Source organism: Caballeronia sp. SBC1, from assembly GCF_011493005.1.
Classification (GTDB): domain Bacteria; phylum Pseudomonadota; class Gammaproteobacteria; order Burkholderiales; family Burkholderiaceae; genus Caballeronia.
This window is the reverse complement of record NZ_CP049156.1, coordinates 955,884-969,840: the sequence shown is the minus strand read 5'-3', so window position 1 is coordinate 969,840 and position 13,957 is coordinate 955,884. Positions and strand designations below refer to the sequence as shown.

The following is a 13,957-nucleotide window of genomic DNA, read 5'->3' as shown; positions in this document are numbered from 1 at the left end:
AGACTGAACATGAACATCGAGCAAGCGCGTTTCAACATGATCGAACAGCAGATCCGTCCCTGGGATGTGCTGGACCAGGACGTCCTGAACCTGCTGTCGATCGTCAAGCGTGAAAATTTCGTTCCGGCCGCGTATCGCAACATCGCGTTCGCGGATCTCGAAATTCCGCTGCCCGCCGGCCAACACATGCTGTTTCCGCGAGTCGAAGCGCGGGTGCTGCAGGAACTGGCCCTGAAAAAACACGAAGTCGTGCTGGAGATCGGCGCTGGTTCGGGTTACATGGCGGCGTTGCTCGCCGCACGCGGCCGTTCGGTCATCAGCGTTGAAATCGAGCCCGAACTCGCGAAGCTGGCCACGGAAAACCTGGCGGCGAACGGCGTGTCGAATGCGCAGGTCGTGCTCGGTGACGGCTCACTGGGCTGGAAAGAGAGCGAACCCTACGACGTAATTTGCGTCTCGGGTGGCCTGCCGGTCATGCCGCAGGAATTCCTCGATCAGTTGAAGATCGGCGGCCGGCTGGCGGCGTTTGTCGGCAGCGCGCCGGTCATGAAGGCGCAGATCATTACGCGCGTGGACGAAAAGCAATTCCGCGTCGCCGATATTTTCGAAACGCTGATCCCGCCGCTCAAGAACGCCTTGCAGCCGTCGCGCTTCAAGTTCTGACACGACCTGGTTTCACGTTCGGACTCGCGCTCGCACTGGTGCTCGTTTTGGCGTCATTACTTGGCGCCATTGCGGCGAGTTTGAAGCCTCACGTTTCATCACGTTGCAAGCTGCACCTTTGTTTGTGCGGGTAGCACCAGCGGGCCACCCGGCTCGCTGTCGCTAACCACTTTCACCGGAACACCATGCAAAATCTGTCCGCACCCGAACTGGCCGAATGGCTCGCCGATACATCGCGTCCCGCCCCTGTCCTGCTCGACGTCCGCGAACCGTGGGAAATCGAAACCGCCAAGCTCGCCAACATTGTCGCCATCCCAATGCGCGATATCCCGGCGCGCAGCGAAGAACTGGACGACGAAGCGCAGATCGTCTGCATCTGTCACCACGGCGCCCGTAGCGCTCAAGTCGGCATGTTCCTGGAATCGCGCGGTTTTACGCAGGTGTTCAACCTGTTCGGCGGTATTGACGCATGGTCGCGTCAGGTCGATCCGGCCGTGCCCACGTACTGATCCGCCCGTCCGCTTTCGCGTTCTCGCTTTAGTCGCTCTGCCTTCAACTCACCGGTCCCGGACGAATCCCATGCGCCCGATGTTTACGCTCGCGCTATGCAGTATTGGCGCCGGGTTTGCATGCTCGCCGGCCTCGGCCGTGAGTCTCAACCAACTCTACGACGAAGCGCTTGAAACTGACGCGCAGCTTCAGAGCGCGCGTGCCGGTCTCACCGCCGACAGCGAGCAATTGCCTCAGGCCCGCGCGAAACTGTTGCCTCAACTGTCGGCGTCGGTGACCGCCAGCGAGCAGCGCACCGAACTCGGCGGCGGTTTCCCTGCGTCCACGGGCAACAGCAACGGTTACACCGTTTCGCTGACGCAGCCGCTTATCAACGTCGCGAGCTGGCAAGGTTATCAACAAGGCCAGATCGCGTTGACGTCCGCTCAGGCGCAGTTCGCGGCCGCCCGGCAAGATCTGATCGTGCGGCTCGGCCAGGCTTACTTCGACGCCCTTTCCGCGCAGGACAGCGTCGCCATCGTGCGCTCGCAAAAGGCATCGATTTCCGAGCAGCTTGAATCGGCGAAACGCTCATTCGATGTCGGCCAGTCGACCATCACCGATACCAACGAAGCCCAGGCCAAATACGATCAGGCGATCTCGCAGGAAATTGCAGCGCAGAACGACCTTGAGGTGAAGCTGGCGGCGCTGGAGCAGATCGTCGGGCATCCGGTGACGCGCGTGGATGGGCTTGCACGCGGCGTGACGCTGCCCCCGCCCGTTCCCGCCGACATCCAGCACTGGGTCGATACGGCGCGCGACGCGAACTATGAGGTCGTGCTCAAGCAACTGGCCATGGCCAACTCGCAGCGCGAGACATTGAAGGCGAAGGCCGGTCATTATCCGACGCTCGATCTGGTCGCAAGTTACGCGAAGAGCAGTCTGGGCGCGGCGGGCGCCGGCAACTTCGGCGGGAATTTCGGCGGCGGTTTTGGAAGCGGCGCGAATACGCTCGTCCCGGGCGTGCCGGCGGCTGCGGCTGAACTGGGCAACTACGGCGCGTATTACACCAACGCGACGGTCGGCGTTCAGCTCACTATTCCCCTGTACGAAGGCGGCGCGACGCAAAGCCGCGTGCGCCAGACACTGGCGCTGGAAGACAAGGCGGAAGCGGATCTGGATGCGGCGCGGCGTTCGGCGGCGTTATCGGCGCGACAGGCCTTTTTCGGGGTATCGAGTGGACTCGCACAGGTCCGCGCGCTCGAAACCGCTGAACAATCCGCGCGGACGTCGCTTGAATCGAATTTGCTGGGGTATCAGGTGGGCGTGCGGATCAATATCGATGTGCTCAACGCACAGGACCAGCTCTTTTCGGCACGACGCGATCTCGCGAAAGCCCGTTACGACACGCTGATCAACTCGCTGAAGCTGAAGGCATCAACGGCCAGCCTGACCGATAGCGATGTGCTCTCGCTCAACATGCTGCTCTCTCCTGCCGACGACGCGGCACTCACCGCGTTGCCGGCGGCGCCGAGCGTGCCGCATCCGGGTGCTGCGGCACGTAAGACCAACGCGGTTGGCCGCCGCTCAATGCCGCTATAAAAAACTGCGGGAGTCTTTCTTTCGAACGCGAATACGAATACGAATCCGAAAGAAAGACTCCCGCAGCTTTGCACAGCCCGTAAAACTCAAACCACGTTCATTGCCAGCGCGCTCTCGCGATAATGCAGGCTGGCCTTTTCGCTATCGCCGAGTTGTTCGTGCAAACGAGCCAGCGCCCGATGCGTGCGAATCTTCAACGGTTCGTTGTCCGCGAGCTTCAATGCCGATTCCAGGAACGCCTGCGCCTTGCCCCACAACTGCTGATGCAGGCACAAGCGCCCGAGCGTGAACATCAGATCCGCGTCTTCGGTGCGTTCCTTCTGCCAGGCTTCGGCGCGCTGGATCAACGGCAATGCATCGCCCGGTGACGCGCAATCCGGATACCGCCGCAGCAACCGGGCGTCCCAGTTGTGATTCAACGCTTCTTCCACAATCTTGCGCGCGTCGTTCCTTCTATCCAGCGCAATCAGCAATTCGGCGGCAAGGTCGGCAAGACGAGGCGATTGCCGCTCGGTCGCCGATAACGACTGCCAGAACTCCAGCAACGCGTCCGGGTTATGACGCCGGTCGCGCAGCAGATTTTCCGCCGCGACCTGGCGCAAACGCACCGCGACCGCCGGATGCAGCGCCTCGCGTTTTTCCAGCGTCTTGACCAGCTTCAGCACTTCGCCCCAGTTCTTCAACTGCTGCTGCGCGCGCAACGCGATCTGCTGCGCATGCAGGCGGCGGCCGCCCTGCGCCTGCATTTCGGTCAGCGCAACCAGCGCGCCGTCCGCATCGCGGCCATCGGCGCGCATGTCGGCGGTGGCCATCAAGCGAGCGTCCTGCCAGTCGCTGTCCTGCACCTTGGAGAGCCACTCGTCCCGACGCGCGTATTCGTGCATCTCGTGCGCCGCCTTTGCACCAATTAGTCCAGCGGCACCCGCGTTTTCATCGACGATAAGAGAATCACGCGCCGACTTCTCCGCCTTCGAAAAACGTCCCGCATACAGATGGCCGATAGCATCGCGCAACGCGGCATTCGCCTTCGCGAGCCGCGAGCGGGTCCGGTACGCCGACACCCGTTGCGGCATTTTCAGCACGCTGCGAACGGCGCGAAGCACGGCGTAGATCACGATGAACGAAACGACCAGCGTCACCACGAACAGATTCAGCGATATATCCACCCGATAAGGCGGCATGACCAGCAGCACTTGCCCGCCGTCGAAGACGCCAACGAGCGCCAGGCCCGCAGCTGCTGCGAACAGCAGTACAAACCAGATGAGTCCGCGCATCGTCATCATCCGCCTCGCTTGAACTGGTGGACCGCCGCGAGACTGGCGTTCAGGTCTGGCACGGTGACCGCGAGCGACGCCTGATCGACTTGCTGCACGAGCGCACGAACCGCCTTGACCTTGCCCGACGACTGATCGAAATACCGGCCGAGCGCCGTGTCCGCGGCGTGGAGATCCGACTTGAGCGCGGGTTCGCTGCGAGACAACAGCGACAAGCGCGCCGACAACAAACGCAGCTTCACGTTTTCGCGCACGAAATAGCCTTGGTCGGGAGACGCGAGCATGGCGTCGGCGTTATCGATACGACGCACCGTCACAAGGCTCGACAACTGCTGCCCGATACCGCTGGCAAACTGCTGCAACCACACTTTCCAAACCGGCTGGCCAGTCGCGGCTGCGATGGAGGCGGTATTGCGCGGGGTATCGGCGTGGGCCGTGGCCGGCGTGATCGGCGCTTCGCCCGCCAGCGGCAGGGAATCGATCTGATCGATGGCCGTATCCAGCTTGATGGCCAGCCCGGTGATATCCGTGGACGGCGTTGCGCGCAGCTTGTCCATGTCCTGCGCGATGGCCTTGCGGATGGTCACGATCTGCGGACCCGTGGTGGCAGCCAGGCGCGTGTCCGCACTTTGCAGCGCGAACAGCGCGAGCTGGACGTTGCCGGTGAGCTGCAATTGCTGGCTCGCGCTGGAGAGGATCTGCTCGACTTCAGCGAGCGTCCAGTCGTCGCGATTGCTCGCCAGATCCTGGTATTGCTGTTGCAACGCCTGGCTTTGCGCCTGCGCATCGGTGAGTTTGCCCTGGAACTGGATGATCTGCGTGTTGATGGCCGACACGGAACTCGCGGCCTGATCGGCCTGTGCGCGCAATGCGTCCGTTTGCGTGTCGTTCGCTTGCAGACGTTGCGCGAATTGCGCGTCACGCTGATCGAACTTGCGGTTGAGCATGAAACCGCCCACACCCGCGACCACCACGACAATCAGCAGCACCAGCCACAGCAGCGCAGTACCCGCGCCGCCGCCACGCTGTTTCGGCTGAGACTCGTAGGGTGTGAACGGCGTGTTCGGCGGGTTCGACGACAAAGGCGGAGTCGACGTAGCGGACTGCGGGGCGGATTTACTCGAATCGATCGAATCAGTCATGCGTGATTGAGCCGGTTGGTGAGCCGGTGTTGAAGCCGGCCTGGAACCCGTCGGCGCGGACTCCTGGTTGGTTTGACTGGATTGGCTGAACGGCACTGCCGTCGAAGCCTTGTATCCATGTTCCTGCGCTTTTGCAAACTGCGCGTCGGGTTCTTGTTCGGGTTTCCGTTCGGGTTCTTCTTGTTTCGCGATTTGTTCCGATGTTGCAGCGAAGATGCCGCCAAGCGCCTGCACGATACGCTCATCGCCGGCGCCAGACACCGTAATCCTATCAAAACCCGCTTGCCGCGCGGCTTCGGCAATACGCGGATGCGGCGTAACGAGCGGCGCGTGCTTGAGCGTGAGGGTTTCGTCGATAGTGAGATGCTCGCGGGCGAGTTCCTCGAGATTGCGCACACCTTCCGAACTCGTCAGCAGCCACGCGTGCGGCTCGCCAGCGAGCAATGCATGGATGCGTTCCCAGTCGCGCATGGACGGTTCCGGCACGATCCGCCGGTACGCCGCAACCTTCTCCACCTTCGCGCCCGCCGCGCTGAGCGCGTCCGCCAGCCATTCGCGGCCGCCGTCGCCACGCACGATCAGTACACGTTTGTCCTTGAGACCATCGGGGCCGAAATGCGCTTCGATAGCCGCATACAACGCCTCGGAATCGTAACGGGGGTCCGTTTGTGTGGCGGTTGCCGTTGCGCCGGTCGCCGGACTGATGAGCGTATAGGCCGGCGACGCCACGCCTTGCCGGCCGAGCGCAGCCACGCTGCCGGGGCCGACCACGCCAATGGGTATCTGCAAAGGCCACGCTGAACTGAGCGCGGCAAACGCGTGATCGATCGCATTCGGCGATACGAACACCACCAGCGCAAAGCCAAGCGGCGCGGGGGCGTATAGCTCGCCGAGCGCGGCGTGCAGCGGCGCGGCATCGGCCACTGGACCGATATCGATGAGCGGAAACTCGATTGACTCGAAACCAGCGCTCGCAAGCAGCGCCAGCAACGCGGCCGACTGGCCCAAAGGCCGCGTGACGACAACGGCCGGTCGCTGCGTTGGCGGCTGCGCTGGCCCTTGCGCCGATGAATGGGCAGATCCTTGAGCGCTCGCCATCAGTCGGCAGGCGAGGCAGCAGGAGGAGCGGGAGGAATGTGCGCGCCGCTCGCGGTGCTCAACTCACGGACGATATCCATTGCTCCCTGTGCTTCGAGTTCGGCCGAGACGCGCCTGCCGAGATCCAGCGCGGCCTGTACGTCAGCGGCCTGAGCTGAGCCCTCGGCGCGCAGAACCCGCGTGCCGTCGACCGTCGATACACAAGCGCGCAAATGCAGCACGCCGTCGCGCCAGTCCGCATAGGCCGCGAGCGGCACCTCGCAACTGCCGCCGAGCGAGCGCGACACCATCCGTTCAGCTTCAACAGCGGCGGCTGTTGCTTCATGGTGCAAGAGCGCGAGCCACGCGGCAAGATTGTCGCGGCCGGCGCGGATCTCAATGCCCAGCGCGCCCTGCCCTGCGGCCGGCAGGCTGATTTCGACCGGCAAACTGGCACGAATCCGTGACTCGAGGCCGAGGCGCTTCAACCCGGCCGCGGCAAGAATGATCGCCGCATAGTCGCCGCGATCAAGTTTGCCGAGCCGCGTATCGAGGTTGCCGCGCAACGGTCGGACGTCGAGATGAGGAAATTGCATGCGCAACATGGCTTCGCGGCGCAGGCTGGACGTCCCCACGATGCTGCCTTCAGGCAGCTCCTCGAGCGACGCATAGTGTGGCGAGACGAAGGCATCGCGGGGATCTTCGCGTTCGAGGATCGTGCTCAGCGTGAAACCGTCAGGCAGTTCCATGGGCACGTCTTTCAGCGAATGCACGGCAAGGTCGGCGCGGCCGTCGGCCAGCGCAGCTTCCAGTTCCTTGACGAACAGGCCCTTGCCGCCGACCTTCGATAAGGTCCGGTCGAGAATCTGATCGCCGCGTGTCGTCATTCCGAGGATTTTGACGTCGCAAGATGGATATAATTTGTGCAGCGCAAACCGCACGTGCTCAGCCTGCCACATGGCTAGACGGCTTTCCCGCGAGGCAATGACCAGAGTGTCGGGCGGTGGCGTGGAAGGCGTCTCGGAGTTCATTGCAAAGTCAATCGAATGACGGGATGGATAACAAACAATGGTAGCACGCACGCCATTGCCAAATTACAGCCGGACCCCGCGCCCGAATTACACTCGGACCCGCGCCAGAGCGCCACGGCGCGGGCTTCGAGCGCGGCGGCAGGACGGAGACAGCAAGGGTGTGCCGCATCGCGCGGCATCGCCGGGGCTCGCATTTTATCGCGTCGCCACGGTAGGGCGCCTTCGCAATCTCGGGTTCTATCCGCGACGGCGTAGTGAGGCATGGCAAAGCAGTCGAACGTCGCACCGGCCGGCGGTCTCGCGCCCTTTTGTCTTTTCTGGCGCTCGGCCGCCTCGGTATCCTGTCTCTGGCTTTCAAGAGGAATTCAACGTGACGTCTCCCGGATCGGCGCGCAACGCCCGCCCCCGCCGCAACGCTGTATCGAAGGATGCTTCTTCCGCCGCGCCCGCCACGGCGCCCGCCATTCAAAGTCGCGCGGCTACGGTCGCCAAGACGTCCAAAACCGCCGCCTCCGTGAAAACGGCTGCGCCCGGGACAACTAAACGTGTGGCGAACGGCCGCGCTGTCGCTGCCGTCAAGCCTGCGCCTGCGGAAGCCGTGAACAACAACAGCAAGGCCCCCAAAGCCTCCTCGCGCACGCGCGACGACAAGGACCGGCCGCTTTTCGAAGACATCCGCTATCTCGGGCGCCTGCTTGGCGACGTGGTGCGCGAGCAGGAAGGCGACGAGGTATTCGATATCGTCGAAACGATTCGTCAGACCGCTGTGAAGTTTCGTCGAGAGGAAGACAACGAGGCGTCGCAGACGCTTGAAAAGCGGTTGAAATCGCTCTCGCCCGAGCAGACGGTGAGCGTCGTGCGCGCGTTCAGCTACTTCTCGCATCTCGCGAATATCGCGGAGGACCGGCATCACAACCGGCGCCGCCGGATTCACGCGCTCGCCGGTTCCACCCCGCAGCCCGGCACAATGGCCTATGCCATCGAACGCCTGAAGGCGAGCCCGAATGCGAAGTCGGCGAAGGCTACGCTGCAAAAATTTTTCGATGATGCGCTCATCGTTCCGGTCCTCACCGCCCACCCGACCGAAGTCTCGCGCAAGAGCATCCTGGATGCGCAGCACGAAGTCGCGCGGCTGCTGGCCGAGCGCGATCAGGAACTGACCGCACGCGAACGGACGCACAACGAGGCCATGCTGCGCTCCCGCGTCACGTCGCTGTGGCAAACGCGGATGCTGCGCGACGCCCGCCTGAGCGTTGCCGATGAAATTGAAAACGCGCTCTCGTACTATCACGCGACGTTTCTCGAAGAAATCCCCGCGCTTTACGCCGATATTGAAGCCGCGCTGGCCGAGCACGGCTTGCCGGCGCGCCTGCCGCCGTTCCTGCAGATGGGTAGCTGGATTGGCGGGGATCGTGATGGCAATCCGAACGTCACCGCGCCCACGCTCGTGCACGCCATCACGCGTCAGGCCACGGTGATCTTCGAACATTATCTCGACCAGGTTCACAAGCTGGGCGCAGAGTTGTCGGTGTCGCATTTGCTGGCTGGCGCGAGCGATGCGTTGAAGGCGCTCGCCGATGCGTCGCCGGATACGTCGCCGCATCGTATTGATGAGCCGTATCGGCGCGCGTTGATCGGCGTGTATGCACGCCTGGTGGCGAGCGCCGACGAGCGCCTGGGAAGTGGTGTTGTGCCCGCGCGCAGCCGTCATCCGGCGAAATCGTATGCATCGGCGGCGGAATTTGCGGCCGACCTGAACGTGCTGATCGAATCGCTCGCCGCGCATCACGGCGAGTATTTGTCGGCGCCCCGTTTGTCGCCGCTGGCGCGCGCGGCTGAGGTGTTCGGGTTCCATCTGGCGAGCATCGACTTGCGTCAAAGCTCGGATATCCACGAAGCGGTAATCGCGGAACTGCTTGCGCGTGCCGGCGTTCAGGACGATTACGCCGCGTTGCCGGAAGCCGATAAAGTCAAGCTGCTGCTGAACGAACTCGCCCAGCCGCGGCCGCTGCGTCTCCCTTACTTCGATTACTCCGACCTCGCGAAAAGCGAACTTGGCGTGCTCGAAACAGCGCGCGTGACGCGTGAGAAATTTGGTACGCGCGCGGTGCGCAACTACATCATTTCGCACACGGAAACGGTCAGCGACTTGCTGGAAGTGATGTTGCTGCAAAAGGAAACGGGCTTGCTGCACGGGCGTCTGGGACACGCCAAAGACCCCGCTCACGATGGCCTGATGGTGATTCCACTGTTCGAAACCATCGCCGACTTGCGCAATGCATCGCTCATCATGGGCGAATTTTTTGCGCTGCCGGGCGTGGACAAGCTGGTCGAACTGCAAGGTGGCGAGCAGGAAGTGATGCTCGGTTATTCCGACAGCAACAAGGACGGCGGCTTTCTCACGTCGAACTGGGAGCTGTACCGGGCGGAACTGGCGCTGGTGGCTTTGTTCAAGCAGCACAAGACCACGCTGCGGCTCTTCCACGGCCGTGGGGGTACGGTCGGTCGCGGAGGCGGTCCTACCTATCAGGCGATCTTGTCGCAACCGCCGGGTACCGTCGACGGCCAGATCCGCACGACCGAGCAGGGCGAAGTGATCGCGAGCAAGTTCGGCAATGCGGAGATCGGGCGTCGCAACCTCGAACTCGTGGTGGCCGCTACGCTCGAAGCATCGCTTTTGCCGCACGAGAACACGCCGCCGCAATTGCCGCTGTTCGAAGCCACGATGCAGACGTTGTCGGATTCGGCGATGGCCGCGTATCGCGCGCTGGTTTATGAGACGCCCGGCTTCAAGGAGTATTTCTTCGAATCGACGCCGATCTCGGAGATTGCTGAATTGAACATTGGCAGCCGGCCGGCATCGCGGAAACTGCAGGATCCGAAGCAACGCAAGATTGAAGACCTGCGGGCGATTCCGTGGGGCTTTTCTTGGGGTCAATGCCGCCTGCTGCTGACTGGCTGGTACGGCTTCGGCAGCGCGGTGACCAGTTTCCTCGATGCCTCTCCCGACGCCGCCGAACGCACCCGGCGCCTTGCCACGCTTAAGAAGATGCATAAGACCTGGCCGTTCTTCGCGAATTTGCTCTCGAACATGGACATGGTGCTGGCGAAGACGGATATTGCGGTGGCATCACGTTACGCGCAGCTCGTCACCGATAAAAAACTTCGCAAGCATGTGTTCGGCCGGATCGTGGCGGAATGGGAGCGGACGTCGAGCGTGTTGTCGGAGATCACGGGGAACAACGAGCGGCTGGCGAATAATCCGCTGCTCGCCCGGTCGATTAAAAACCGCTTCCCGTATCTCGATCCACTGAATCACTTGCAGGTGGAGTTGCTGAAACGGCACCGCGCGGGCGATGACAACGTGAGGCTCGGACGTGGAATTCACCTGACGATCAACGGGATTGCGGCGGGGTTGCGTAATACGGGGTGATGCAGCAGTAGCAACGTAATCGCTTTATCGAAAAAGCCGGCTTCGTGTTCTTCACGGCCGGCTTTCTTATTGACTCGCTGCGAGGGTCAATCATCTGGTTCCTGGCGCACTTGATGTGCTGTGCGCCTCTGCGGCAAGAGCCCCGTCGAGTGACCGTCGCGTCGTTTTGGACAGGTCCGCGAACGACAGCGGCAATCATCGCCGCGCAGGAACCGGCCTTGTCGGCAGCTGGCTCACTCTCGTCTCAGCCATCGCTCAAGGTTTTCGTCAGTATTTTCCTACCACCGGCAACGCTACAATAGGCACCTTCTTGTACCGGTACAGGTGACGCAGTTATTCTGGTATCTACACCACCTGAGTTGCGGCCGGTCTTTTCGAAGCGCGTATCGAGCTCATGCCCTTATCACCCACCGCCCCCGCCGCCAGCAAAACCGACCCCGCGCCCCCACTGGACGCCACGCCGGCGCATGCCCTCGGCGACTTCATCCGTGCGCATCGTGAGCGCTTGTCGCCCATGGCCGTGGGCCTGCCGCCCGGCCCGCGCCGCCGCACGCCCGGGTTGCGGCGAGAAGAAGTCGCCCAGTTGTGCGGTGTCAGTCCGACCTGGTACACGTGGATCGAACAAGGACGCCCCGTGTCCGCCTCCGCCGACGCGCTTGCGCGCATCGCCGTGGCGTTGCAGTTATCACGGGCCGAACGAGCTTATCTGTTTGAGCTAGCCGCCCAGCGCGATCCCGCCGAACCCGACCCTGCGGCGCAGGACGCGCCGGCCGCGCTGTTGAAATCGGTGGAATTGATCGATGCGCCCGCGTACGTCCTCGACCGACAGTGGAACGCGTTGCGCTGGAACGCGCGAGCGGCGGAATTGTTCGTCGGCTGGCTGGACGGCGTTCAGGACCGCAATCTGCTTAGCTTCACGTTTACCGCGCCGGGGGCGCAGAGCTTGATCGTAGATTGGGAGACGCGCGCGCGAAGGCTGGTAGCGGAGTTCCGGGCGGATTCAATCCGCCATCTGAACGACGCTCCCACGCGAGCGCTGATCGATTCGCTCAGTGCCGCCAGCGATGCGTTCGCGCGTTTCTGGGCATCGCAAGACGTCGGTGAACGGGAAGGCGGTGCGCGAGAATTCAATCATCCGACTCGCGGGCGCTTGGTGTTTGACCAGATTACGTTCAAGCCGGCGCATCGGGAGGATTTGAAATTGGTGATGTTGGTAGGTGCCGACGTGCCAGAACGCTCGCGAGAATAGCTGGGCGAAGCCCGCGAACGCGCTTCTGCTTGAGGACCGCGGCACCAGTCACGCTCCAAAAGCCGTTCAAAACGATGAACACGCCGAGTGCTACCGAATGCGCGTAAGGCAAACGAATCCAAGCTGTCGGCACGTATCTGAACCGATAGCCCAAAAAAATGCCCGACCTATGCGGTCGGGCAAAGCCGCATCTCCCCGGCAGGGCCGGAGGAGAACGGGGACACATGGTGAGCTGTGCGTGCAGCGCTGGTTGTTTCGCGCGCAGCGAGGCTCGCATCCGTTGGTACGCAGGCAAAAACGAAACGGATGCATCCGGATGCAAAAAAACCTGCACGGTTCGAAAGAATTATTTCGGTAAGATCAATCGCGCCGCCCACCCGACCGGTCCCATGACGACAACACTCCCTCACGACCCGACCCCCGACACCCTCGTGCAATTGCTCGATCGTGTCGCGACCGAAGACGCCGCCGCGTTGCGCGCGCTCTACGATTTAACTTCCTCGAAACTGTTTGGCCTCGCGCTTCGTATATTGGTGAAGCGTGAGTGGGCCGAAGAAGTTTTGCAGGACGCGTTCGTCAATATCTGGCGATATGCGGGCGACTACAAAGCCGGCCTCTCCGCGCCGATGACCTGGATGGCGGCAATTGTCCGCAACCGGGCCCTCGATTATTTGCGGCGGCAAAAGGCCAACGGGGCAAGCGCCGAAACAGAATGGAGCGATGCCTTGGACGATACCTTGCCGGCAAATGAAGCAGATCCCTCCGACCAGATGTTGATGAGCCAGGAAGCACGGCAACTCGCCATCTGCATGGGGCGACTCGAAGCCAATCAGCGACAGGCCGTGGCGCTGGCCTATCTGCGCGATCAGAGCCACAGCGAAGTGGCCGAAGTCTTGAAAGTACCACTTGGCACAGTGAAGTCGTGGATTCGGCGCGGCCTCGAAAAACTTAAAACGTGCCTGGGAGGTCTGTGATGGATCTGCATCGATACGCAGGCCTGGTCGATCAGCTTGCTGCCGAGTACACGCTCGGTGTACTGCGCGGCGGTTCACGCAGACGGTTTGAAACTATTTCCCAGCACGATCCGGCGATTCGCCTGGCCGTGGAAACCTGGCGTTTGCGGTTGACGGCAATGACCGAGCTTGGGCCCGCGGTCACGCCGCCGCCGGAGATCTGGCCGTCTATCGAGCGGCGCTTGAACCTGGTGAATGCCCGGCGCGATGCGGCCGCCGCCCGGCCGGTCCCGCCAGTTGCCGCGCCGGCTGCGGCTATCAGGCGGCCAAAGCCCAACTGGTTCGAGAATCTCTCGTTCTGGCGCGGCTGGTCGATCGCCGCCACGGCCATTGCGGCTATCGCGCTGGTTGTTTCCATTCGCGAGCTGTCTACGGTCGCGCCCGTCCCTGCCCCCGTGCCCGCGCCGCAGGTCGCTCAGGAACCACGGATTGGTTATGTGGCTACGCTTGCCGATGACAAATCGAACGCGAGAATGCTGGTGACGTGGGACGACCGGACTTCCGAAGTTACCGTGCGCCGCTTGAGCGGTTCATCGGATCCCTCCGACAAGTCCATGCAGCTCTGGGGCCTGCCCAAGCAAGGGCACCCGGTTTCGCTCGGCGTGCTGCCAGTTGGGGGAACCGCGCGGTTCAAGGCGGCTTCTGTGAATGTGTATCCGATGTTGGCCGTGTCCGTGGAGCCGGTCGGCGGGTCGCCGAATCCGAATGGGCCGACCGGGCCGGTCGTCTATACGGGTAAGGTGATTCCAGCGGCTTGATGGTTGCAGTTTGGTCCCGCTAGAAAGGGGCGTCGCGAGACGCCCCTTTTCCTTTATGCGTTGTCGTGGCGTGTGGCTCGGATCGACGGGAATGCGCCGACCGCGCCCACTTCCCTCCGTTCGATGGTTGCTCGTTCTCATTGCCTGTAAAATCGCCAGTTCCGCGGGTTTCTATCCGGATTGCGCTACGCCCGGCCGCCTGCCATCGACTTTCCGTCCTCTTACG

The 13,957-nt window shown here is 62.6% G+C and carries 10 protein-coding genes; 7 read left to right on the top strand and 3 right to left on the bottom strand.

The window, feature by feature from the left end; genetic code table 11:
* Nucleotides 1-9: 9 nt before the first annotated feature.
* From SBC1_RS04175 to SBC1_RS04165, 3 genes are all read left to right on the top strand, one after another.
* Nucleotides 10-663 (top strand): protein-L-isoaspartate O-methyltransferase, encoded by a 654-nt coding sequence (locus SBC1_RS04175; RefSeq protein WP_165987395.1) that lies wholly within the window; start codon nt 10-12, stop codon nt 661-663.
* 185 nt (nt 664-848) lie between these two features.
* Nucleotides 849-1,172 carry a rhodanese-like domain-containing protein gene (locus tag SBC1_RS04170; protein WP_089166164.1) on the top strand — a complete coding sequence of 108 codons (324 nt, stop codon included), beginning with the start codon at nt 849-851 and terminating at the stop codon, nt 1,170-1,172.
* 70 nt (nt 1,173-1,242) lie between these two features.
* Nucleotides 1,243-2,754, top strand: a complete 1,512-nt coding sequence (locus tag SBC1_RS04165; protein ID WP_243830270.1) for a TolC family outer membrane protein — start codon at nt 1,243-1,245, stop codon at nt 2,752-2,754.
* An 86-nt stretch (nt 2,755-2,840) separates the two neighbouring features.
* Here the strand turns inward: SBC1_RS04165 and SBC1_RS04160 are convergent, their stop codons facing one another.
* The 3 genes from SBC1_RS04160 to hemC are packed head-to-tail and all read right to left on the bottom strand — an operon-like array spanning nt 2,841 to nt 7,278.
* Entirely contained in the window at nt 2,841-4,034 is a 1,194-nt protein-coding gene (locus SBC1_RS04160) for a heme biosynthesis protein HemY (protein WP_165988797.1), read from the bottom strand.
* Nucleotides 4,034-6,268, bottom strand: coding sequence for a fused uroporphyrinogen-III synthase HemD/membrane protein HemX (hemDX, locus tag SBC1_RS04155; RefSeq protein ID WP_165087249.1), 2,235 nt, complete (start codon nt 6,266-6,268; stop codon nt 4,034-4,036). Before hemDX ends, SBC1_RS04160 begins: the two co-directional genes overlap by 1 nt.
* On the bottom strand, nt 6,268-7,278 hold the full coding sequence (gene hemC / locus SBC1_RS04150) for a hydroxymethylbilane synthase (protein WP_165987393.1): 1,011 nt from the start codon (nt 7,276-7,278) through the stop codon (nt 6,268-6,270). Before hemC ends, hemDX begins: the two co-directional genes overlap by 1 nt.
* Before the next feature lie 370 nt (nt 7,279-7,648).
* Here hemC and ppc point away from each other — a divergent pair, with 370 nt between their 5' ends.
* The 4 genes from ppc (at nt 7,649) to SBC1_RS04130 (ending at nt 13,731) form a co-directional block, all read left to right on the top strand.
* Nucleotides 7,649-10,711 (top strand): phosphoenolpyruvate carboxylase, encoded by a 3,063-nt coding sequence (gene ppc / locus SBC1_RS04145; RefSeq protein WP_165987391.1) that lies wholly within the window; start codon nt 7,649-7,651, stop codon nt 10,709-10,711.
* Between the two features lie 394 nt (nt 10,712-11,105).
* On the top strand, nt 11,106-11,960 hold the full coding sequence (locus tag SBC1_RS04140) for a helix-turn-helix transcriptional regulator (RefSeq protein ID WP_165087242.1): 855 nt from the start codon (nt 11,106-11,108) through the stop codon (nt 11,958-11,960).
* A gap of 389 nt (nt 11,961-12,349) precedes the next feature.
* On the top strand, nt 12,350-12,934 hold the full coding sequence (locus SBC1_RS04135) for a sigma-70 family RNA polymerase sigma factor (protein WP_165093052.1): 585 nt from the start codon (nt 12,350-12,352) through the stop codon (nt 12,932-12,934).
* Nucleotides 12,934-13,731, top strand: coding sequence for an anti-sigma factor domain-containing protein (locus SBC1_RS04130; protein ID WP_165987389.1), 798 nt, complete (start codon nt 12,934-12,936; stop codon nt 13,729-13,731). Before SBC1_RS04135 ends, SBC1_RS04130 begins: the two co-directional genes overlap by 1 nt.
* Nucleotides 13,732-13,957 lie beyond the last annotated feature (226 nt).

What these genes read in the sequence shown, in the direction of transcription:
- SBC1_RS04175 (WP_165987395.1), top strand. Translation starts at nt 10, where the DNA reads ATGAACATCGAGCAAGCGCGTTTCAACATGATCGAACAGCAGATCCGT.
- SBC1_RS04170 (WP_089166164.1), top strand. Translation starts at nt 849, where the DNA reads ATGCAAAATCTGTCCGCACCCGAACTGGCCGAATGGCTCGCCGATACA.
- SBC1_RS04165 (WP_243830270.1), top strand. Translation starts at nt 1,243, where the DNA reads ATGCGCCCGATGTTTACGCTCGCGCTATGCAGTATTGGCGCCGGGTTT.
- SBC1_RS04160 (WP_165988797.1), bottom strand. Translation starts at nt 4,034, where the DNA reads ATGACGATGCGCGGACTCATCTGGTTTGTACTGCTGTTCGCAGCAGCT.
- hemDX (WP_165087249.1), bottom strand. Translation starts at nt 6,268, where the DNA reads ATGGCGAGCGCTCAAGGATCTGCCCATTCATCGGCGCAAGGGCCAGCG.
- hemC (WP_165987393.1), bottom strand. Translation starts at nt 7,278, where the DNA reads ATGAACTCCGAGACGCCTTCCACGCCACCGCCCGACACTCTGGTCATT.
- SBC1_RS04140 (WP_165087242.1), top strand. Translation starts at nt 11,106, where the DNA reads ATGCCCTTATCACCCACCGCCCCCGCCGCCAGCAAAACCGACCCCGCG.
- SBC1_RS04135 (WP_165093052.1), top strand. Translation starts at nt 12,350, where the DNA reads ATGACGACAACACTCCCTCACGACCCGACCCCCGACACCCTCGTGCAA.
- SBC1_RS04130 (WP_165987389.1), top strand. Translation starts at nt 12,934, where the DNA reads ATGGATCTGCATCGATACGCAGGCCTGGTCGATCAGCTTGCTGCCGAG.